Genomic DNA, 21,141 nt, shown 5'->3' with positions numbered 1-21,141 from the left:
CTCGAGCGCCCGGATCGACGACCGCGGGCCTTCTGGGAGCGGTCTCCGGATCGCCCCGACCACCGTCCACAGACCACTTCGGAGAAGTATACATGGCCGATTCCCGCCATTTCCGGCTGCTGATTCTCGGTTCCGGACCGGCCGGCTACACCGCCGCCGTCTATGCCGCCCGCGCCAACCTGAAGCCGGCCATCGTCACCGGCATCCAGCAGGGAGGCCAGCTGATGACCACCACCGAGGTCGAGAACTGGCCGGGCGGCGTGGCCGAGCTGCAGGGCCCGCAGCTGATGCAGGACATGCTGGCCCATGCCGAGCGCTTCGACACCGAGATCGTGTTCGACCACATCCACACCGCCGACCTGTCCGAACGACCGTTCCGACTGACCGGCGATTCCGGCGAGTACACCTGCGATGCGCTGATCATCGCCACCGGCGCCTCGGCCCGCTACCTCGGGCTCGACTCCGAGGAGGCGTTCAAGGGGCGCGGCGTGTCGGCCTGTGCGACCTGCGACGGCTTCTTCTACCGCGACAAGCCGGTCGTCGTGGTCGGCGGCGGCAATACTGCGGCCGAGGAGGCGCTGTACCTGGCCAACATCTGCAGCAAGGTCACGCTGGTCCACCGCCGCGACCGGCTACGGGCGGAAAAGATCCTGCAGGACCGCCTGTTCGAGCGCGAGAAGGAAGGCCGGATCGAATTCGCCTGGGATCATGTCGTCGACGAAGTGCTCGGCGACGACGACGGCGTGACCGCTGTCCGCATCCAGCACGTGGAGTCCGGCGAGACCCGCGACATTCCGGCCGATGCGATGTTCGTCGCGATCGGCCACGACCCGAACACCGGCATCTTCGCCGGGCAGCTCGACATGGTCGGCGGCTACATCATCATCAACAGCGGACTGGAGGGCATGGCCACCGCCACCAGCGTGCCGGGCGTATTCGCCGCCGGCGACGTCGCCGACCACGTCTACCGTCAGGCGATCACCTCGGCCGGCTTCGGCTGCATGGCCGCGCTGGATGCAGAAAAGTTCCTCGACCAGCCCTGAGGCGGGCGACCTCGCGCGGCTCGACCCGGCGGCCTGGAACGCGCTGAACCGCGACGAGAACCCGTTCACCGACGCGCGCTTCCTGCGCGCCGCGGGCGAGTCCGGCTGCGTCGAGGGCGCGACCGGCTGGCACTGGGCCGGGCTGGCCCTGCCCGGCTGGATCAAGCTGCACTCGCACGGCGAGTTCGTGTTCGACTTTGCCTGGGCCGACGCCGCGCAGCGCAACGGCCTGCCGTGGTACCCGAAGTTGCTGATCGCCGCCCCGTTCACCCCGGTGACCGGGCCGCGGCTGTTCGGCCACGACCGCGACGCCCGAGCCGCCGCGCTGGCCGGAATCGAACAGCGACTGACCGACGACGGCCTGCCGGCCGCCTCGATCAACTTCGGCGATGCACACGACGCCGAGGTGCTCGACGATTCGACCTGGCTGGGCCGCTTCGGCTGGCAGTACCACTGGCACAACCGCGACTGGCGCAGCTTCGACGACTTTCTCGCCGCGCTGCGGGCCAAGCCGCGCAAGAACATCCGCCAGGAGCGCCGACGCGCCAACGAGGGCTGGCGCTACCGCTGGTTGGACGGTGCGACGATCAGCGACGAGGAGCTGGCCACGGTCGCCGGCTGCTACCGCACCACGCACCTGCTCTACGGCAACCGACCGAGCCTGAACGAGGACTTCTTCCGCCGCGCCGCGCGCGATTTCGGCGATCGGTTCCTGGTCTGCATGGCCGCGCGCGACGGCCTCGACCGCGCCTGTGGCGTGTTCTGGCGATCGTCGTCGCGGCTGTACGGCCGCTACTGGGGAGCGCTGGAGGAGACCCGCGACGTGCACTTCGAGTGCTGCTACTACCGCGGCATCGAGTACTGCATCGAACATGGCCTGGCGGTGTTCGAACCCGGCGCCCAGGGCGAGCACAAGATCCGGCGCGGGTTCGTGCCGGTCCGGACCCGCTCGTGGCACTGGATCGCGCACCCCGGCCTGCGCGAAGGCATCCGGCACTGGCTGGGCATGGAAGCCGAGGCCCTGGTCCAGCACCGGCGTCGTCTCGACGAGCTGGTGCCCTACCGGGCGTTCGAGCCGGCGGAGGCCGATCGATGAGCGGGGCGCCGTTCGCCGTGCCGGTGCTGGGCGAGGCACCGGTGTTTCCCGACCCCGGTGCCGGGCGGCATCCCGACGGCCTGATCGCGGTCGGCGGCGACCTGTCGCGCGAGCGCCTCCTGGCCGGTTACCGCGAAGGCATCTTCCCGTGGTACGAACCCGGTGGGCCGATCCTGTGGTGGTCGCCCGACCCGCGCGCGGTGCTGATCCCGGACGCCGTCCACGTACCCCGGCGGCTGGAGCGGACCCTGCGCCAGGGCCGCTTCGAGGTCACCGTCGATCGCGATTTCGACGCCGTGATCCGGGCCTGCGCGGAAACGCGCGAGCACGCCGAGGGCACCTGGATCACCACCGAGATGCAGGCGGCATACAACGAACTGCACCGGCACGGCGACGCGCACAGCCTCGAGGTCCGGCTCGACGGCCGACTGGTCGGCGGGGTCTACGGCGTCGCGGTCGGCCGGGTGTTCTTTGCCGAGAGCAAGTTCCATCACGCCCGCGATGCGTCGAAAGTGGCCTTGATCGAGCTGATGCGCCGGCTCGAAACGGCCGGCTTCCTGTTCTGCGACTGCCAGCTGTGGAACCCGCACCTGGAACAGTTCAACCTGCGCCTGCTCGACCGGCCGGACTTCCTGCGCCTGGTCCGGCACGGCACACGCGAACCGGCGGCGAAACTCGAGGCCTGAGGGTCACAGCCGCATGGCACCGAAGGTGTCGCAGCGTGCCGGATCACCGCTTTCGAAGCCGCGCCGGAACCAGCGCACGCGCTGTTCCGCGCTTCCGTGGGTGAACGAATCCGGCACCACGGTGCCGCGGGCCCGGCGCTGAAGATGATCGTCACCGATCGCGCTGGCGGTGTCCAGGGCCTCCTCGATGTTCCCTGGCTCCAGCCACTGGTGACGCTGCTGGGCGCGATGGCCCCAGACGCCCGCACAGCAGTCGGCCTGCAGCTCCTGGCGGACCAGCAGGCCATCGGTGCCTTCGAGATTCTCGCCGCGCTGGCGCGCCCGATGGACGACCTCGGTGGTGCCGGTCACGGTCTGGACATGATGGCCGACCTCGTGGGCGATCACATAGGCTTCGGCAAAGTCGCCACCGCCGCCCGGCCGGCGCTCCATCTGGTCGTAGAACGAGGTGTCGATGCAGACCGGCTGGTCGGCCGGGCAGTAGAACGGGCCCACCGCACTGCTGGCCCGCCCGCAGGCCGACTGGACGACCCCGCTGAACAGGACCAGCGTCGGCGCCGGATAGCGCTCGCCGCGGGCGGCGAAGATCTCGCTCCAGACGTCCTCGGTCTCACCCGGAATCGCCTCGATGAACGCAGCCGATTCCGGATCGGGCGGTGCGGCCGGTGCGCTGGAGGCCGGCGAGCCCCCCTCGTCGAGCTCGGCGACCAGACCGAGCATCTCCATCGGGCTCTTGCCCAGCAACAGACCGACGACGACCACGATGCCGATCCCGACCAGGCCGATTCCCCCGCCGGCCGCGACGCGGCGGCCGCGGCGGCCGCGACGATCATCGACGTTCCGGCTCCTGCGCGCGCGCTCCCGTTTCAACGGCCCAGTCCCGTGGAGGATCCCGGCGGCCAGTGCAGGCCGAGTCGGCCGCCTACTCCAGCGGCGGGCGCAGCCACTGGTAGGAATACCAGTACCAGTCGCCGCTACCGTCGGCCGCCGGCGCGGTGCAGTTGATCTTGTTTCGGCCCGGCCGATCGAGACCGCGCAATGTGATCCGGACGATGCGCTCCTCGGCGTCCATCGGACGCTGCAGGTCCAGCGAGTCGCCCCCGGCCGAATAACAGGCCAGCGCGTCGGCGCGGTAATCGCCCGGGCCGAGGACCAGCGTCAGGTGGTCCAGCGCGTGATCGCGAATGCCGTCATCGCTCGGCGTCGCGCGGGCCTCGCGGACCGGCAGCGGCCGCGACCGGACGGCTCGCTCGAGCCGGTCGAGGCCGTCGAAGCCGACCGCCAGCGGAAACCGCGGCAGGGCCCGGAAATCGCTGCCCGGGCCGACCGCCCCGGAGCGCTGGACCAGCCCGAAGGCATGGACCTGCGCAACCCGTTCGGCCAGGGCCGCACTGTCCTCGCCGTACGGATACGCGAACGCTCGCGAGGCCTGTCCGATCTCCTGTTCGATCCGCGCCAGGGCGCGGGCCAGGTCGGCGTCGATCCGGCTGCGCCACGCATCCGGGGACTCGCCGGCGCGGCGCGCCGGCAGATGATCGTGCGAGGCCGAGTGGCTGCCGATCGCGCCGCCCAGCGGCGCGAGCGCACGAAGCTGGTCCCAGGTCATGACCGGACCCTGGCCGGCGTCGACCGCACCGGTGTTGACGAAGACCGTGAACGGCCAGCCGCGCTCGGCCAGCATCGGTGCCGCCACGTCGTGGACCGACACCCAGGCATCGTCGAAGGTGATCGCAACCGATCGATCGGGCACCGGACTGCCGGCCTGAAGGCGCTCGAGCAGGTCGTCCAGGGCCAGCACCCGATAGCCGTTGTCGGCCAGCCAGGCCAGGTGCTCGGCGAACCGATCCGGGCGGACGCTGGTCGCGGCCGGGGTGTCGTCGGCCACGTGGTGGTAGAGCAGGATCACGGCGTGGTCGGCGGCCGGCACCGGCGGCGAACGGCCCGACAGCGACCCGACCGGTCCCGGCAGCAGCGCCAGTCCGAGCAGGACAAGCAACACCCGACAGTGACGCGGCGCAGGTCCGATGCCGCTCACGGTCGCTCCGCGGCGGGTCCGGACGAGGCCAGCGCGGCCTCGAGCAGGGGCCGATTGACGCGCAGCACGGTCTCGATTTCCTCGACGTAGGCGTCCCGCCGCTCCGAGTACTGCAGCAGTCCCTCGACCAGTTCGCCGGCCCGCAGCGGTCGCTCCTGCGCGCGCAGGGCCGCGCGGCGTTGGCGGAACGGCGCGTACGGCGGATGGGTATTGAGGTTGTGCAGGTAGCGCTCGACCGATTGCCGGGGCGATTCGAACGCGGCCACCTCGTGCCGGGCACCGGCGTCGCGGCGCGCCGGGACCAGGCCGCATCCGGGTTCGTAGCACCAGTGACCGAACAGGTTGTTGGCCTGGCGGGCGAAGCGCGAGCGTCCCCAGCCCGACTCCACTGCGGCCTGAACCAGGGCCAGAGCCGGTGGCACGGTATCCACGCGCAGCGTCAGCGCATCGACCGTCTCGGCCAGGCTGCGCTGCGGGTCCGGGTCCAGCTCGTAGGATCGCGCCAGGGCGTTGAGCCAGCGCCGCTCCCACCAGCCGGGCGCCTGGCCGGTTTCGATCCGACGCTGAAGCGCCAGCAAGCGGCGGCGCTCGGCCCGGATTTCGTCGTTGGCCTGCCGCACCCGCGGCGCCAGGTAGTCGAAGAAGGCCTGCTTGCGGGCCTCGGCCGGGCCCTCGCGCTCGAAGTCCGGCAGCGACTCGACGCGCGAATCGATCCAGACGCTGCCGGCCAGCAGGGCCAGTCCGCCGACCAGCAGCAGCAGGTGGCCCAGGTGCAGCGGACCGAAGCGATCCGGCGCCGGCGCGTGGGGCTTCGTCCCGGTCATGTCTCGTCCGCTTCCGCAGCCGGCTCCAGGCCCAGCGCGCGAAGCGTGTCGGGATCCGGATAGCCGTCGGCGATCCGGCCCTCGCGGGCCTGCCAGTCGCGCAGCGCGGCGCGCGTGGCCGGCCCGATCAGCCCGTCGGGCTCGCCGGGATCGTGCCCGAGTTCGGCCAGTCGTCGCTGCAGCGCCTCGACCGTGGCGCGGGCCGGGGCGCGGTCGATGTCCGGCAGCCCGGCCGCCAACGGCCCGCCACCGACGATTCGGTCGGCCAGGTGGCCCACGGCCAGGGCGTAGGACTGCGAACGGTTCCAGGCCACGATCGCATCGAAGTTCGGGTAGACCAGGAAGGCCGGCCCGCGGTGTCCCATCGGCACCAGCACCGCGGCCTCGAGGTCGAGATCGGGCACCAGCTCACCGCGGGCGGTCCGCACGCCGAGCGCGCGCCAGTGCGACAACGGCCGGCGCTGGTCCAGCCCGCTCTGGGCAAACGGGAATCCGTCGGGCAGGCGCACTTCCCTGCCCCAGCGCTCACCGGCCCGCCAGCCCAGGTCGGCCAGGTAGCTCGCGGCCGAGGCCATCGCGTCGGGGATGCTGTTCCACAGGTCGATGCGACCATCGCCGTCGCCGTCGACCGCGTGGTCGCGCCAGGTCGACGGCATGAACTGGGTATGGCCCATGGCGCCGGCCCAGGATCCGCGCATTCGGTCCGGTTCCAGTCGCTCGCGCTCGATCAGTCCCAATGCGGTCATCAACTGCTCGGTGAAGAACGACGAGCGACGATCATCGCAGGCCAGCGTGGCCAGCACGTCGAGCGTCGGCATGCCGCCGAGGAAGCCGCCGTAGTTGGTCTCCAGCCCCCAGAACGCGACCAGGTAACGGCCCGGCACGCCGTATTCGGCCAGCAGGCGCGACCACAGTTCGGGGTAGCTGGCCAGCATCAGGCGCCCGGTGTTGATCCGCGCCGCGCTGACCCGGGCCCGGAAATAGGCGGAAAACGACTGCCGGAATTCCGGCTGGGCCCGGTCGAGTTCGATCACCCGCGCCTGGTAGCGAACCGGCAGCAGGGCGGACTCGACGATGCGCTCGGGAACACCGTGCGCCCGGGCCTGGTCGGCAAGCTGCGCGCGGCAGGCCTCGAAGGCGGCCTCGTCACCGAGCGCGACCGAGGCCTGGACCAGCGTTGCAAGCAGCAGCCCGCCGATTCGCCAATACCTCTGCGCCATTTTCATCGACCTGTTCTGCACCACTCGCCACCCCCTGGATTCCAGCGCACCCGACCCGTCCGTCTCTGACGCTCCGATTCGCTGAACGTTCCCGAACGAGTGGCGGCGTACGATCTCGGCACGACGCCGTGCATCCGTCGCCGTTCCGTCAAGCCGCGGCCAGCACCGGGGCGAGATCATCGGGAAGGCGGTAGTCCGCGCAGTCGACGATCGGCATCGGCCGCCCGAGCAGGTACCCCTGGTAACGATCGACGCCCATTGCAACCAACTGCTCGAGTTCGGAAACCTTCTCGACGCCTTCGGCGACGACCCGCGTGCCGGTTTCCTCGGCAAAGGCCACGATGGCGGCCACCAGCGCCCGCCGGTCGCCGTCCTGATCGACGTCACTGACTATGCTGCGATCCAGCTTGACGAGATCGGGCCGAAGCTCGAGCACATGGCGCATGCTGGCGTAGCCGGCGCCGAAATCGTCGATGGCGATCCGGATGCCGAGCGATCGCAGGTGCGCGAGTTCGGATCGGAGATGATCGTAATCCTCGACGCGTCGGGATTCGGTCAGTTCGAGTACGATGCGCCGGGCGTCGGCGCGTGCCAACAGGCGCCCGGCTTCACCGGAGATCACCGCATCGGGCTCGATGTTGATGCTCAGCGACGCCGATCCCGGCAGGCGCTCCAGCGAGTTGACGGCTTCGTCGACGGCCAGCGCGGTAAGGTCCTCGTGCAGGTCCACGCGCCTGGCCTCCTCGAACCACTGGTCGGGCGGACGCAGCGGACCGGATGAGAAACGGGCCAGCGCTTCGAACCCGACCGGGGCCGAGTCGCCGATCGCGAACACCGGTTGGGCCAGCATGTACAGACCTCGCTCGTCCAGCACCCCCTGAATGCGTTCCCGCGCCGCGTGTCGCTCCGACACGATCACGCTGCGGCGCTCGATCTGGCGGGCCGCGAAATCGGCGAACACTCGCATCACGGCCAGGTCGCGGCGATCCAGGCTGGGGTCGGGGGTGGTACTGAAACAACAGAACGTGCCGTAGATCTGGCCGTTGGACAGGCGGATCGGAACGCTCAGGTGGGCCCGGACCGGTACCGCCCGGGTCGCCGGAATTTCCTCGGCCGCCCTCAGCTCCCAGGCGTCGGGAATGATCTGGGGCAAACGCCCATCGACGACCCGCATGCAATAACTGCCTTCGATCGGCTCGCCGCTGTCGACCTCGATCGCCGGCGCGTCTTCGTCGCGATCGACGTAGCGGAAGGTGCGCTCGCCGGCGACGAACTCCGAAATGAACGCGACCTCCATTCCCATGTGCTGACGGATCGCCCGCAGGACCTCCTGCAGCGCCTCGTCGATGGTTGCGTAATCGGATCCGGACCGGGCAAGAAAGACTTCGGGGATGACGGACTCGGACTCGGAGTCGGCCCCGGACTCGACCTCCGATGCAGGTTCTGCGGTCGATGCATCACGAGCTTCGGTTTCCATTGACCCTCCACGGTGGTTGGCGGTGACTTCGACCGACGGGCTTCGACCAGCGGGTGTCGGTGGTCTGCGCGACGTCAGCCGTCTACCACCGTGCCAGACTCCGACGGGCAGATGCAAGGCCTCGTCAGCGTTCCCCCGGATCGCGAATCGCCTCGTCGGGGTCACCCAGAGCAACGTGAGCGGTGGAGTTCGGCCGAGCGTCTCGGCACGCCGGGACACCGCTCCACGGCCCGGGCCCGACGATGAATCCGCTCAGCCCTTCAGCGACCGCATGAAGGCATCGGCCTCGTCGATCGAGGCGTTCATCGCCGAGATCAGCGCTTCGGTGTCGTCCTCGATGCCGTCGAGCTCGGCCCGAAGCGCAGCGACGGCGCGGGCGTTGAGGTTGTGCTTGAGAAACAGCACCTGGTCCTGAAAGGCCTGCAGCACCGGGTCCATGGTCGCCTCGGCCCGCTCCATCGCGCCGATCATGCGCGCGTAGCGCGACTCGGTATCCCGCTTCAGTGCGGCCGAGCGCGCGCGCAGTTCGGCGCTCCGGTAGGCCGCCAGCTCGTCCTCCCACTCCTCGAACAGGTCCTCGGCGACCTGCCGGATCGAATCGATCCGGTCCCGGACCCGGTCGGCGTCGTCGACGCTGCGCCGGTACTCTCGGTCGAGGCGGTCGTAGAGATCCTCGAGTTCGCCGCCGTCGAAGGCCACGGTGGCCCGGAACTGCTCCAGCGCCGAGACGAACTGCTCGCGTGCGTCGTCCTGGGCGTCGCGCGCGGATTCGACCCGGTCGGACAGGATGTCGCGCTTCTCGATGCCGAAGGTTTCCAGCGTGCGGTACTTGGCCGCCTGGCAACCGGCGAGAAACGCGACGAACACGAGCGCGATCAAGCGCAGGAACGGGCGCACGGACACAGCGGGGATTCGAGCGTTCCCGGTCATCGGACGAACTCCTTGCAGCCATCGGAACCCACAGTCTACCCGCGCGATGAAGGATTCACGCTGGTACCCTGCCTTCCTGCTCTTCGACGACGGGATGCCCACCAACCGACATGCAGCGCCTCGACGACCTTTTCGACGACGTCGCCGCGACCGCGCGACCGCACGCGAAACGCGGCCGGGTGGCCGACTACATCCCGGCCCTGGCCGGCGCCGACCCGGACCGCTTCGGCCTCGCGATGGCCGGGCTCGACGGCCAGGAGAACGCGACCGGCGATGCTGATGTCGGCTTCCCGATCCAGAGCCTGTCGAAGCTGTTCGCCCTGGTCCTGGCGATGCAGCGGCTGGGCAGCGAACGCGGCGTCAGCGAAGAAATCTGGCAGCGGGTCGGGCGTGAGCCGTCCGGCGACCCGTTCAATTCCCTGGTCCAGCTCGAGCACGAGCGCGGGATTCCGCGCAACCCGATGATCAACGCCGGCGCGCTGGTCATCGCCGACCTGCTGCTGGAACACTGCAGCGACCCGATCGAGTCGCTGCTCGAACTGCTCGGCGAGCTGGCCGGCGAAGCGGTCGCGATCGACGAATCGGTCGCCGCCGCCGAAGAGGCCACGTCGCAGCGCAACCGGGCCATGGGCCACCTGATGGCGGCGTTCGGCAACCTGAACCACCCGCTCGACGCGGTGCTGGATGTCTACAACCGCCAGTGCGCGATCACGATGACCGCGCGCCAGCTGGCCCGCGCCTCGCGCTTTCTTGCCGACGACGGCATCGACCCGGCCAGCGGGCGGGAAATCCTGTCCGGGCCGCTGGCGCGCCGGGTGATGGCGGTGATGCTGACCTGCGGCACCTACGACGCGGCCGGCGACTTCGCGTTCTCCGTCGGCCTGCCGTGCAAGTCCGGCGTGGCCGGCGGCATTCTGGCCGTCGCGCCCGATCATTCCGGCATCTGCGTCTGGTCGCCGCCGCTGGACGCGGCCGGAAATTCGGTCGCCGGGCGGGTCGCTCTGCACGAACTGGCCGAGCGGCTCGGACTGTCCATTTTCTGAAGCCGACGCGACTTCCGGCCCATTGACCCGGAACACCGGGGCGGCGATGCTGCGGACTGACCCGACCGGATGCTGCCGTGTACCGCCCCGTTCACCTGTTCCGCGTCGCCCGACGCGGCCTGGCCGACATGCTGCCGGCGCTCCGCCAGGCCTTCAACGACCAGCGCGACGACGATCGGCTGGACCGGGTGTTCGGCCCATGGCCGCGCACCACGCTGCTTGCCGGTACCGTGCTCGGTGTGGTCGGCGGCCGGGCGCTGCAGTCGATCCTGGGCGGATTCGCACTGTTCGACTTCATCCACCTCGGCGCCGTGCTGTTCGCGGTCGCCTACGCGCTGGCCTACCGCCGCTACCTGTTCGGCGATCCGAGCGCGTCGGAAGCCGATTTTCCGTGGCTGGCCGCAGCACTGATTCCGCCCGGCATCGCCCTGGTCCTGGTCGCCTTCGTCGAACGCACGCTCGGCGGCGTGGACGCGGTGGCCGGCGCGCCGGAGTGGACGTCCATTGGCACCCTGCTCGACGCCATGGCCGATTCGCTGGCGGTCGCCGCCGGCCTGACCATTGCCGTGGCTGCGCTGTGCTACAGCCGGGCCTGGGGCGAAGCGGTCAAGACCCTGGTTCGCCGCCTGATCGTGTTCAAGATCATCGTCTGGGTGATGGTGCTGCTGTTCGTCGAGATCGGTTTCGTCGGGCCGATCCTCGAGCGGGCGATCGAAGGCCTGCTGGGGATCGATGTTCCGGACTGGTTCGGCGACGTTGCCGATCAGATCACCTACGCAGCCTTGATGACCACGATCTACCTGGCGATCATCGGCGGCACCTGGACCGCCTGCCGGCGCAGCTTCGGTGCGCTGCTGCGCGACGGTGAGGTCGACGTCGTGGAAACACTGGTCACGATGGCCGAAACGCCCGAAAAGCGACGCGAGAAGGCGCGCGTGGCGCGCGCCGCGACCTCCGACAAGGATCCCGGCGCACGCGACTGATCGTCGACCCGCGTGCCGGGACCGCTGGTTGCTCGACCGCTTATTGCGCGGTGTAGCCGCCGTCGATGACCAGTTCGCTGCCGGTCACGAACTTCGATTCGTCGGACGCCAGGTAGACCACGCCCCAGGCGATGTCGTCGGGTTCGCCGACGTGCTGCATCGGATGTTTGGAATCCAGCAGCTTGCGGAACGCCTCGACCCCGTCGGGATGCTGTTTGCCGAGGTCCGCGACCAGCGGCGTCCAGATGTAGGCCGGGTGAACGGAGTTCACGCGGATGTTCTCGGTGGCGTAGAACAACGCGTCGTTCTTGCTCATCAGCCGGACCGCACCCTTGGAGGCGTGGTACGGCGGCAGGTCGGCCGCACCGATCAGGCCGTAGATCGACGACAGGTTGATGATGCTGCCGCTGCCGGCCCTGCGCATGTGCGGGATCGCGTGCTTGGTGCACAGGAACACGCCGGTCACGTTGACGTCGAACAGGTGCTCCCATTCCTCGCGGGTGACTTCGTCGGTGGGCTTGTTGACCCCGGCGATTCCGGCATTGTTGACCAGCACGTGCAGCCCGCCGAACCGCTCGGCGACCTCGGCGAAGCAGGACTTCACCGCGTCCTCGTCGGTGGTGTCGACGTGCCAGAATCCGGCCCGGCCGCCGGCGGCCTCGATGGTCGCAACGGCCTCGCGCCCGGCCTCGTCGTCGATGTCCAGCACGGCCACGGCCGCGCCCTCTTCGGCCAGACGGATCGCCGAGGCGCGCCCGATGCCGAGCCCGCCGCCGGTGACCACCGCCACTTTTCCCTGTACCCGGTTCATGACTGCCTCCTTGAAAGCGAAATGGACCCCCAGCGTACCGAGCGCGCCCGTCCGGCCGCTTGACCGGCATCAAACCGGGCACCATCGTGCGTGGAATCATCGACCGACCGTTTCGGCGGTCTTGACGAGCACGCGTTACGGTGAGCGCCTGTCATCGCAACGAGGCACCATGAGCAACGACTCCCTGACCATTGCATCACCGCTGTTCACCGCATTGGCCGAACGCAGTTTCGATTCGGTCATGGTCACGCGCGCCTCCGACCCCGAAGACGCCTCGACGATCGTGTTCGTCAACGACGCATTCAGCGAGCTGACCGGCTACGGCCGGAACGAGGTACTGGGCCGCACGCCCGGCTTCCTGCAGGGCGAGGACACCGACACGGAGGTGCTCGAGCGGCTCGAACAGGATCTGGCCGCTGACCGACCCTTTCACGGCAAGGCCGTCAACTACCGCAAGGACGGAAGCCGGTTCACGATGGAGTGGACCGTACAGCGCGTCGCCGAGATCGGCGGCGAGATCTTCTACGTCGCCGTCCAGCGAGAAGCGCCCGCCAGCGCCTGACGAGGCTGCTCGGGTCGCCCGGGCCCGGCGGCCCGACGGGACTCAGTGGCCCGGGCGGGTGGGATCGTTGCGGCCGTACTGGTCGTGGCTGGACACCCAGTCCAGCGACGAAATGGCGGCGGCCAGCGAAATCTCGCCGGCCAGCACCGTCCCGGCGATGATTTCGGCCAGCTTCATCACCTTGCCCGGCCCGGCACAGTCCATCATTTGCAGGCACTCGTTCTGCGTCGGCAGCCCCGTGCCGCCGCCGACCGTCGCGACGATCAGCGACGGCAGCGTGATCGAGATGTACAGGTCCTTGTCCCGCGTCAGTTCGGTGTACAGGATACCGGCCGATGATTCGGCCACGTTGGCCACGTCCTGCCCCGTGGCGATGAAGATGGCGGTGATGGCATTGGCCGCGTGCGCACCGTTGTTGTTCGCGCCCGACAGCATGGCGCCGATGTTGGCCAGCTGCGCATGATGCGCCAGCATCTCGGTATCGGCATCCATCACGTCGCGCAGCACATCCCGCTTCACCGTGCACTCGGCGACCACCCGCTTGCCGCGGGTCCGCATCGAATTGATCATCGAGGCCTTCTTGTCGGTCGCGAAGTTCGATTCGAGGAAGAAGTTGCACACCTCGAACTCGGCGGCGTGCTGGAGGATCCAGTTGCAGGCCGCGAAGGTCGCCTTGCCCACCATGTTCATCCCGGCCGCATCGCCGGTCGTGAAATTGAATCGCGTGTACACGAATCGCGACACGAGGTAGTAGTCGATGTGCTTCAGGGTCACGAAGCGATCCGACTCGGTGCAGACGGCCTTGATGTCGTCCATGTGCGCAACCAGCCAGTCGGCGAAACGCCGGGCCGTCGCGGCGTCCTCGAACTCGAACACCGGAGCGCGCTGCATGTTGTCGCCGACCACCGCGCACTTGACGCCACCGGAGCCGGCGATCACCTTCATGCCCCGGTTGTAGGAGGCCACCAGCGTGCCCTCGGTCGTGGCCAGCGGCACGTAGAACGCGCCGTCGGCGTGCTGACCCCGAACGTGCAGCGGCCCGGCCACGCCCAGCGGAATCTGTGCCGCACCAACGAAATGCTCGATGTTGCCGCGGCAGACCTGCGGGTCGAACGAGACCTTCGAAACGTGTTCGAGCGCGCCACCGGTCTGCTCGCGCACGAAGCGCCGGCGGGCCTGGATCACGTCGGTCGCGTAGTCGTCTTCGGCCGATCGGGGAACGGCATCCGGCGCCTGCTCGCCGGTGTTCAGAGAATCCTTGAGTTCGAAGGCCAGCGTACCGAAGGGCTCGGCGGTGAATTCCAGCGCGATCTCGTACTCACCGGCGTCCAGGGGCGGGCGATCGAGCATCAGGGTCAGCAGGGTCCCGAGCGCGAAGTCGACGGGCCTGTCGCACAGGCGATCGAGCGCGAACGGCTCGCCCCCGTCCACCGAGACCCGGACGGCGGCCGGGTCCACCGCCTGCCCATCGAGGGCGATGCGATCGATCCGGCACAGCGTCGCCGGCGCCAGGCGGTTCTTGACCGAAAGCCGGACGCCGCCGGATTCGTTGCGCAGGCTGCCGCGGTTGTAGGTCTTCTTCAGCAGCGCCTTGGGAATGAAGCGCATGATCGTTCTCCGAGTTTGTCTACCCGCCGTGCAGCATGGCAGGGATGAGGGCGCGCTGCATGATCTGGATCAATCGGCGAGCGGCGGCGTCGGCAGGACCATCAGCTCGTGGACGTCCACGTGGTCCGGCTGGGTCAGTGCGTACACGACCGAGCGGGCGACGTCGTCGGGCCGCAGCGCATCGGGCTTCGGGTCGTCGAAGAACGGCGTATCGACCATGCCCGGTTCGATCAGGGTGACCCGCACGCCGCTGCCCTTCAGCTCTTCGCGCAGGCCGTAGCCGATCGCCGAGACCGCCCACTTTGTGGCCGAATAGAACGATCCGGTCAGCGTGCGTCGACCGGCCACCGATCCGGTCAGCACCACGTGCCCGCGTGCCTTCTTGACGTGTTCGAGCGTGGTCCGCAGCGTGTAGGCCACGCCGAGGATGTTGACCTCGACCATCGCCCGCCAGCCGTCGACCGGTGCGCTGGAAAACCCGCCCGGACCGCCGCCGACGCCGGCGTTGGCGAACACCGCGTCGATTCGGCCGTAGTGCTTGACGACCGTGTCGACCATGCGCTGCTGGGCCTCGAAGCGGCTCACGTCGCAGGGCACGGCGAAGGCGCGCTCCCGGCCCAGCTCGGCGACGAGTCGGTCGAGCTTGTCGGTGCTGCGCGCGGTCAGCGCAAGCCGGTATCCGGCCTCGGCGGCCGCGCGGGCGGTCGCTGCACCGATGCCCGACGAGGCGCCGGTGATCAGCACTACGCGATCGTTCTGCTGCGATTCGGTCATGAAGACTCCAGCGTTCGAGTGTGCCCCCACCCTACCGCGGGTAGCGATCCGGGTTCAGTTCGGCTCGGACAGCGCCGGCGCGATCCGGCGGACGATCCCGAAATAGGCGGCCGGCGCACTGGTCGCGTGATGCGCGCCGGCCCGTTCGATCACCTGCAGAGCCATCCCGGGATCGGGATCGGCCCGGCGCGCCGCCAGCCACGCCGCCGCGGCATCGCGGTACCGGGACGGGTCCTCGCTGCCCATGGCGAGCACCAGTTCGGTCGGCGTCTCGGCCGGTTCGGCGTCCAGCGCTTGGAAGTACGGCAGGTTGGCATGGATCGCCGGATTGATCGCCACCCAGGTCGAGAACAGCTCGGGCCGGTTCAGCGCCGCGTGGATCGCGAACTGGCCGCCCAGCGACTGGCCGAACAGGAGGGCGCGATCCGGATCGATCCGGAACTCGCGCCGCAGCCGGGGCAGCCATTCGTCGGCCAGGAACTCCTGGTAGGCCGCCGCGCCGCTGAAGTACTCCACCTCCGGCGACGGCGCGGTGGAATCGGTCGCGCGAAGATTGCCGTTGGCAAAACCGAGGCCGCCGCAGGAGATGCCGACCACGACGACTTCGCCCGCACTGCCCTCGACCTCCATCATCAGCTGATACGGGCTGAGCATCGGGAACAGGATGCCGCCGTCGAGCAGGAACACCATCGGATAGTCGCGGTCCCCTTCGCCGTAGCTGCGCGGCAGCCGGACCAGTACGTGGAAACCGCGGTCGAGACGATCGGAACGAGAAGGCCTCGTGATCGCCGAGCCCGAACATCGGATCGGGCTCGCTTCGGAGCGTCGAGGTGCCGACCCCTGCACAACCCGCCAGCAAGGCGCCGAGCAGAAGCGTCACAACGATTCGAACGAACATCGGTCGCAATCCCGACGCGGGACCGGCCACGGGAACCGCGCGCGACGGACGATCGTCAGCTTGACTCGAATCCATCGACGAACACTCCATCACAGGGCGCGAACTGCGCCGCGCCGGCAATCACGCCGGTCTGGCTCGGATCGCCCAGCGTGTCGATCAGCGACTCACCGGTCGTGGCGGTGATGCGGACCACGGCGACCGACAGATTGGGCACGCCGGAGGCCTGGAAATGGTTGTCCGACACGCGGTTCATCGGCACGAAGGATCCGCCCGATCGATACGCCATCGAAGCCACACCGTACCGATGGTCGCGAACCTGGATCTTGTAGAAGAACGAGTTGCTGCCCTGGAATCGATAGGCCACGGGCCCGGAGACCGGACACTCGACGCGCTCCCAGCTGATCGGCACGATGCCCTGAACCGGGTCGGCGATGGCATCGAAGGCCGGCTCCGACAGGTCCAGGTCACCCTCGGCGCAGCCGACGCAGCGATCGGTGACGCGGACCAGCACCGTGCCCTCCGGGCCGGTCACTCGGAGACACTCGCCGCACCGGGCCGAGCCGTCCCACTGCGCGTCGTTGATCGCCGCGACCAGGCCGTTGCCGATGTCCAGCGTGCAGGCATTGAATCCACCGGTGGCGTCGTAGAAGGTCGCCGAACCGCTATCGTTGAACGGCGCCGGGCAGCTCGTGCCCGCGCCGGCCAGCGGCGATAGCACCATCAGCGTCACCAGCAGGGATGCGGTCCGTAGGGCCTGCCACGCCGCGCTTGCAGGTCGAAGGCGACATTCGGGGACAACGGGAGCGTCGACACGAAAGTACATGGCCCGAATCTCCAGCAGGCAGGAGGCTGCAGGCGAGTGTACCTCGTCGTTGATCCTTCAACTCTCAGCGAGGCGAATCGTGATGACAAGCGGGCTTGCCCTTCGGGAGTGCGTCTGAGTCGACATTACGGCGTTGCGTCCCCTGCAAAGGGCTTGCCATTCGCTGCGGGTCGCCTTGCACTGTCGATTCAGGCGCACTCCATAGGTCACACAATGAGTGGCGGGGCACACTCGACCCGAATCTTCCCACCGCGCAATCGGCGACCCGGCCGCGCCGGAATGGCCGGGGGTCGGCGTCCGGCCCCCGGCGAGCAGAACGTCAGTCGTCGCCGAGTTCGAAGCTCGTCAGACCGATGAACTTCCAGCCGGCGTCGGTGCGAACCAGCGTCTCGACCAGGCCGGTCGACGTGCGCTCGCGCTCGTCCTCGTGGTTTTCGCGGACCTGCACGGACGCGTAATACACCACGGCGGTGTCACCGCTGACCGTCACGTTCATCGGGAACAGTTCGTAGATCAGGCTTTGACCCGACTCGGCGCCGAAGCGCGACCAGTTGGCGAGCGACTCGGCATCGCGCGGCATCGGCCATTCGGCGCCCCAACCGTGGGCATCATCGTGGATGTATTCCGACGGCCAGGCGCCGGTTTCACCGGTTTCGTCCTCCCAGGATGCCTCGATGACCGACCAGACGGCGGTTTCGTCTTCGCCCATCGGGCCGGCGGCGTAGGTGGCAGGGATGAAGGCGACCGACGTGGCCAGCAACAGGACAGACAGACTTGGAACGAGTTTCATGGTGGAACTCCCTCGTGAGATGAACCGCCACGGTACACCGGTGTGACGCAGATCACAATTCTTTTCGGCAGGTACGCTTGCCCGCTTCGACTAGCCCGCATTACTCATGAACCGCCGCGATGATTGCGCCGGGAATCGTTCGCACAGGGAATTTTCCGACCGAGCGGACTACCATGCTGTATTTCGGAGCGAGGACGATTCGCTGTGCGGACAAGGACCAGGCAAGGGCGCGAGCTCATTCATGAATAATGCGGGCTAGACTCCTGGCTTTCCTGCCGCAATCCACCGCATGAGTGCCTCGGACGCCGTCCCCGTTCTCTATCGCGACGCGCACCTGATCGTCGTCGCCAAGCCGTCCGGTCTGATGGTCCACCGCACGACCATCTCGCGCGACCGGATCTTTCTTTCCGAGATCCTCCGCGAACAACTCGGCCAGCGCGTCTGGACCGTCCACCGGCTCGACCGCGCGACCTCCGGCGTGCTGCTCTGCGCCCTCGACGCCGAAACGGCCGGTGCACTGGGCAAGCAGTTCATGGCCGGCACCGTCGAGAAACGCTACCTCGCCGTCGTGCGCGGCTGGATCGACGACGACGGCACGATCGACCGGCCGTTGAAGCACGAACAGCGCGGGGACCAGCCGGCCGTCACGCGCTTCCGCTGCCTGGCCCGGACCGAGCTCGACGAACCCGTCGCACCCCACCCCACGGCACGCTACAGCCTGGTCGAACTCGAACCGAAGACCGGACGTCGGCACCAACTGCGCCGCCACCTGAACGGCATCGCCCACCCGATCGTCGGCGACGTCAACCACGGCGACCGCCGCCACAATCGACTGTTCCGGATGAAGTTCGGCAGCCATCGCCTGCTCTTGCACGCCGAACGGCTGGCCTTCGATCACCCCGACTCGGGCCGGCGGATGGACATGCGCTTGCCCCCGCCGTCCGAGTTCCTCGCGGTCATCGGAGCGCTCGGTTGGGCCGCGTCGATGTCGGATCGCGGGCCGGCGTCGACCGACACCGGAAACGCGTGAGTCCGTTGCGCGCCATGGATATACTTCCGGGCACGGCTTCGTTACCGGCAGACCCGACATGAGCGGACCGGGGGACCATCCCGAACAGACGCGAGAGAACAGCAGCGCCGCAGCGAACTGGGTCTATCGCTTCGGCGGCTTCGAACTCGACCCCGTGCGCGAAACGCTGCGCGCCGACGACGGTCCGGTGCTGCTGCGCGACCACGCATTGCGGGTGCTGAAGCTGCTCGTGGAGCGCGCCCCCGAAGTCGTCAGCCGAGACGACATCCTCGACGAGGTCTGGGGGCACCAGGCGCTGTCGGAAAGCTCGATCGCCCAGGTCATCCGGGACATCCGCGCCGCGCTCGGCGACCCGGCGCGCAACCCGACGATGCTGGCCACGCGCTACGGTCGCGGTTACCAGTTCATCGGCGACCTGGAGCGCGTCACCACCGACGATCTCCAGAAGAATGAATCGAGCCCCGACCGGCCGCCGCCCGAACCGCCCGAACCGTCCGAACCGCCCGCACGCCGCGAGTCGCGCTCCACGCTGCGGCTGCTGTTGATCGCTCTGGTGGTCGTCGCCGGGCTGAGCGCCGTGCAGTGGTATCGCGGCCAGCCGGCGCTGCCGACCGCCGACGCGGTCCAGACGCTGACCCTGCGAGCCGTTGCCCCCGAACGCGGCGAACCGCTGTCGGCGGCCTTCGTCGACTACTTGGCCTTCGTGATCGGCAACACCGTCGGCGCCGAGCGCGTAGAGGTGGCCGACGAAGACGACGAGATCGACCCCGCGTCGCGGCTGGTCGAGGTCAGCCTGGCCGCGCTCGAACCCGACGAGTCCCCGGCCGGCCCCGACGACCGGCGGCAGCTGGAAATCTCGGTCCGCGGCGCGTCGCTGGACGACGCCGAGTTCCGGCTGCGGCTGGATGAAGCGGCCGACCTGGTGCAGCGAGGCCTGGACCCCATCCTGGACACGCTGGAGCGCGATGCCGACGGAGAACTTCGACTTCAGGCCGGGCTGGTCTCGCAGAGCAGTTTTGCCATCGAAACCCTGCTCCGGGGCATGACGGCCCAGCTGGCCGGCGACGTCCGCCGCGCCGCCACGCTGTTCGAGGCCGCGCTGGCCGAGGACCCGGGCTTCGAGTTCGCCCGCTACGAACTGGCCATCGCGCTGCGCCGCGACGGCGAAACCGAACGCGCCATCGCCATCCTCGAACCGATGGCCGAGCGGCTGTCCGGCGACTTCTGGCAGCTGCGCATCCAGAACGCGTTGGGCCTCGGGTACTGGCGACTGCGCCGCTACGACGAGGCGCTGGATGCGCTGCGGCGCGCCTATGCCGCGAGTCAAAGTCCTGCCTCGAAGGCCCTGGTGCTCGGAAATGTCGGACTCCTGGAGCGGAATCTGGGCCGTCTCGACGAGGCGGAAGCCACGCTGCGCGAAGCGATCCGGCTGGCCGATCTTGCCGGGATCGGCCGAGCGCAGGCCAGCAGCCGGAATACGCTCGCTTCGGTCCTCGTCGACCTCGATCGTGACCGTGAGGCCCTGGAGTACCTGGACGTCGCCCGAGAGCAGTTCTACGAGATCGGCGACCTGCGCGGCTATGCGGCCGTGCTGTCACGCATGGCAACCGTTCGAAGGGCCCTCGGCGAGCGGAACGAACCCGAGGCCCTGCTCCGCCTGGCGCTGGGTGTGCGGGAACAGATCGACGACCGGGCAGGAAGCGTCGATATTCGAATTCGACTGGCCGATCTGGAGCGGATCCACGGCAACTTCGATGAAGCCCGGACCCTGGCGACGGCCGCACTGGAACAGGCCCGGGCGCTCGAAGAAGACGACCTGACCATCGACGGCTACCGGGCCCTGGCCGCAGTCGCACTGGCCGATCGGCGCTTCGAGCAGGCGACGCTCTACGGCCGCGAGGCGCTGCGGCTGGCCGAACTCACCGGGCGGCACGGCGACCAGCGTGCCGTGCGTCTGGGGCTTCTGGCCGCGGAGCAGTCGGCCGACAGCGCCGCGGTCCCCGACCTGGGCGCGCGGATCCGCCAATTGATCGACGACGCCGATGCCGCCGACGACACCGTGGTCCGGGTCCGTGCCCGAATTCTGATGGCCCGGGATTTTCAAGCAACCCGACAGTTCGACGATGCTCGACGGGCCCTGGACCGGGCCGGCGAACTCCTCGAAGCCGGCGACGTCCGGCTTCGGCGCGAGATCGATGCCGAACGGGCGCGCCTCGGGCTGGAGCGCGGCGATCTCGACGACGCCGCAGCGGCGATCGAACGACTCGAACGAAGCGACTCCGCTCCGCATCCGATACTGATGCTGAAGGCGCGGCTCCAGGCCGAACGCGGCGACCTCACAGGCGCGGTCGAAACGGCCGGGCTGGCCCGCTCGACGATCCGCGATTGGTGGACGCCGGAAGACCAGGCCATGCTGGACGCCTGGTCCGAAGCACTCGTGCGCTGAGTCCGAATCGCTCGCTGTCGATGCTCGACCGTTGCGGCCGGTTCGGCCCAACCGCGCGAGCG

The 21,141-nt window shown here is 68.9% G+C and carries 20 protein-coding genes; 8 read left to right on the top strand and 12 right to left on the bottom strand.

Going from position 1 to position 21,141, the window contains the following annotated elements; all coding sequences use genetic code 11:
• The first annotated feature begins 92 nt into the window (after positions 1–92).
• From trxB to aat, 3 genes are read left to right on the top strand one after another with little or no spacing between them, the layout of a single operon-like run.
• Positions 93–1,043 carry a thioredoxin-disulfide reductase gene (gene trxB / locus HFP89_RS06415; protein WP_168716821.1) on the top strand — a complete coding sequence of 317 codons (951 nt, stop codon included), beginning with the start codon at positions 93–95 and terminating at the stop codon, positions 1,041–1,043.
• Complete coding sequence (locus tag HFP89_RS06410; protein WP_168716820.1) at positions 1,015–2,139, top strand: peptidogalycan biosysnthesis protein; 1,125 nt, start codon at positions 1,015–1,017, stop codon at positions 2,137–2,139. Before trxB ends, HFP89_RS06410 begins: the two co-directional genes overlap by 29 nt.
• Positions 2,136–2,825 (top strand): leucyl/phenylalanyl-tRNA--protein transferase, encoded by a 690-nt coding sequence (gene aat / locus HFP89_RS06405; RefSeq protein ID WP_168716819.1) that lies wholly within the window; start codon positions 2,136–2,138, stop codon positions 2,823–2,825. The genes HFP89_RS06410 and aat overlap by 4 nt, the downstream gene beginning before the upstream one ends.
• Before the next feature lie 3 nt (positions 2,826–2,828).
• On the opposite strand, the gene HFP89_RS06400 is transcribed toward aat, so the two are convergent.
• The 6 genes from HFP89_RS06400 to HFP89_RS06375 form a co-directional block, all read right to left on the bottom strand.
• On the bottom strand, positions 2,829–3,695 hold the full coding sequence (locus HFP89_RS06400) for a neutral zinc metallopeptidase (protein WP_168716818.1): 867 nt from the start codon (positions 3,693–3,695) through the stop codon (positions 2,829–2,831).
• A 52-nt stretch (positions 3,696–3,747) separates the two neighbouring features.
• Entirely contained in the window at positions 3,748–4,860 is a 1,113-nt protein-coding gene (locus HFP89_RS06395; RefSeq protein ID WP_168716817.1) for a polysaccharide deacetylase family protein, read from the bottom strand.
• Positions 4,857–5,684 carry a glucosaminidase domain-containing protein gene (locus HFP89_RS06390; protein WP_168716816.1) on the bottom strand — a complete coding sequence of 276 codons (828 nt, stop codon included), beginning with the start codon at positions 5,682–5,684 and terminating at the stop codon, positions 4,857–4,859. Before HFP89_RS06390 ends, HFP89_RS06395 begins: the two co-directional genes overlap by 4 nt.
• A complete protein-coding gene (locus HFP89_RS06385) occupies positions 5,681–6,904 on the bottom strand; it encodes a lytic murein transglycosylase (protein ID WP_168716815.1) in 1,224 nt (407 codons plus the stop codon). Before HFP89_RS06385 ends, HFP89_RS06390 begins: the two co-directional genes overlap by 4 nt.
• A gap of 148 nt (positions 6,905–7,052) precedes the next feature.
• Positions 7,053–8,381 (bottom strand): EAL domain-containing protein, encoded by a 1,329-nt coding sequence (locus tag HFP89_RS06380; protein ID WP_168716814.1) that lies wholly within the window; start codon positions 8,379–8,381, stop codon positions 7,053–7,055.
• Between the two features lie 252 nt (positions 8,382–8,633).
• A complete protein-coding gene (locus HFP89_RS06375; RefSeq protein WP_168716813.1) occupies positions 8,634–9,311 on the bottom strand; it encodes a DUF2959 domain-containing protein in 678 nt (225 codons plus the stop codon).
• A gap of 110 nt (positions 9,312–9,421) precedes the next feature.
• On the opposite strand from HFP89_RS06375, the gene HFP89_RS06370 reads away from it, so the two are divergent.
• Together HFP89_RS06370 and HFP89_RS06365 are read left to right on the top strand one after the other, a co-directional pair.
• On the top strand, positions 9,422–10,354 hold the full coding sequence (locus HFP89_RS06370; protein ID WP_168716812.1) for a glutaminase: 933 nt from the start codon (positions 9,422–9,424) through the stop codon (positions 10,352–10,354).
• A gap of 77 nt (positions 10,355–10,431) precedes the next feature.
• Positions 10,432–11,337 carry a hypothetical protein gene (locus HFP89_RS06365; protein ID WP_168716811.1) on the top strand — a complete coding sequence of 302 codons (906 nt, stop codon included), beginning with the start codon at positions 10,432–10,434 and terminating at the stop codon, positions 11,335–11,337.
• Between the two features lie 40 nt (positions 11,338–11,377).
• Here HFP89_RS06365 and HFP89_RS06360 read toward each other — a convergent pair whose 3' ends face one another.
• Positions 11,378–12,148, bottom strand: coding sequence for a glucose 1-dehydrogenase (locus HFP89_RS06360; RefSeq protein ID WP_168716810.1), 771 nt, complete (start codon positions 12,146–12,148; stop codon positions 11,378–11,380).
• Between the two features lie 169 nt (positions 12,149–12,317).
• Here HFP89_RS06360 and HFP89_RS06355 point away from each other — a divergent pair, with 169 nt between their 5' ends.
• Entirely contained in the window at positions 12,318–12,710 is a 393-nt protein-coding gene (locus HFP89_RS06355; protein ID WP_168716809.1) for a PAS domain S-box protein, read from the top strand.
• A gap of 42 nt (positions 12,711–12,752) precedes the next feature.
• Here the strand turns inward: HFP89_RS06355 and HFP89_RS06350 are convergent, their stop codons facing one another.
• The 5 genes from HFP89_RS06350 to HFP89_RS06330 all read right to left on the bottom strand — a co-directional run bounded on the left by HFP89_RS06350 (position 12,753) and on the right by HFP89_RS06330 (position 17,603).
• Entirely contained in the window at positions 12,753–14,318 is a 1,566-nt protein-coding gene (locus HFP89_RS06350) for a hydroxymethylglutaryl-CoA reductase (protein ID WP_168716808.1), read from the bottom strand.
• Between the two features lie 69 nt (positions 14,319–14,387).
• Positions 14,388–15,092 carry an SDR family oxidoreductase gene (locus HFP89_RS06345; RefSeq protein WP_168716807.1) on the bottom strand — a complete coding sequence of 235 codons (705 nt, stop codon included), beginning with the start codon at positions 15,090–15,092 and terminating at the stop codon, positions 14,388–14,390.
• A 54-nt stretch (positions 15,093–15,146) separates the two neighbouring features.
• Positions 15,147–15,938 (bottom strand): alpha/beta hydrolase-fold protein, encoded by a 792-nt coding sequence (locus tag HFP89_RS06340; protein WP_168716806.1) that lies wholly within the window; start codon positions 15,936–15,938, stop codon positions 15,147–15,149.
• A gap of 107 nt (positions 15,939–16,045) precedes the next feature.
• The gene (locus HFP89_RS06335) at positions 16,046–16,711 is read right to left on the bottom strand and encodes an expansin EXLX1 family cellulose-binding protein (RefSeq protein ID WP_168716805.1); all 666 of its coding nucleotides are present in this window, start codon (positions 16,709–16,711) and stop codon (positions 16,046–16,048) included.
• 421 nt (positions 16,712–17,132) lie between these two features.
• The gene (locus HFP89_RS06330) at positions 17,133–17,603 is read right to left on the bottom strand and encodes a nuclear transport factor 2 family protein (RefSeq protein WP_168716804.1); all 471 of its coding nucleotides are present in this window, start codon (positions 17,601–17,603) and stop codon (positions 17,133–17,135) included.
• A gap of 289 nt (positions 17,604–17,892) precedes the next feature.
• Between HFP89_RS06330 and HFP89_RS06325 the strand changes: the two genes are divergently transcribed.
• Both HFP89_RS06325 and HFP89_RS06320 read left to right on the top strand, forming a co-directional pair.
• A complete protein-coding gene (locus HFP89_RS06325) occupies positions 17,893–18,633 on the top strand; it encodes a pseudouridine synthase (protein ID WP_168716803.1) in 741 nt (246 codons plus the stop codon).
• 58 nt (positions 18,634–18,691) lie between these two features.
• Complete coding sequence (locus HFP89_RS06320) at positions 18,692–21,079, top strand: tetratricopeptide repeat protein (protein ID WP_168716802.1); 2,388 nt, start codon at positions 18,692–18,694, stop codon at positions 21,077–21,079.
• Positions 21,080–21,141 lie beyond the last annotated feature (62 nt).

Origin of the sequence: Wenzhouxiangella sp. XN79A, assembly GCF_012272825.1 — a bacterium.
Taxonomy (GTDB): Bacteria; Pseudomonadota; Gammaproteobacteria; order Xanthomonadales; family Wenzhouxiangellaceae.
The sequence above is the reverse complement of the archived record's forward strand: the minus strand, read 5'-3'. Positions and strand labels throughout refer to the sequence as shown.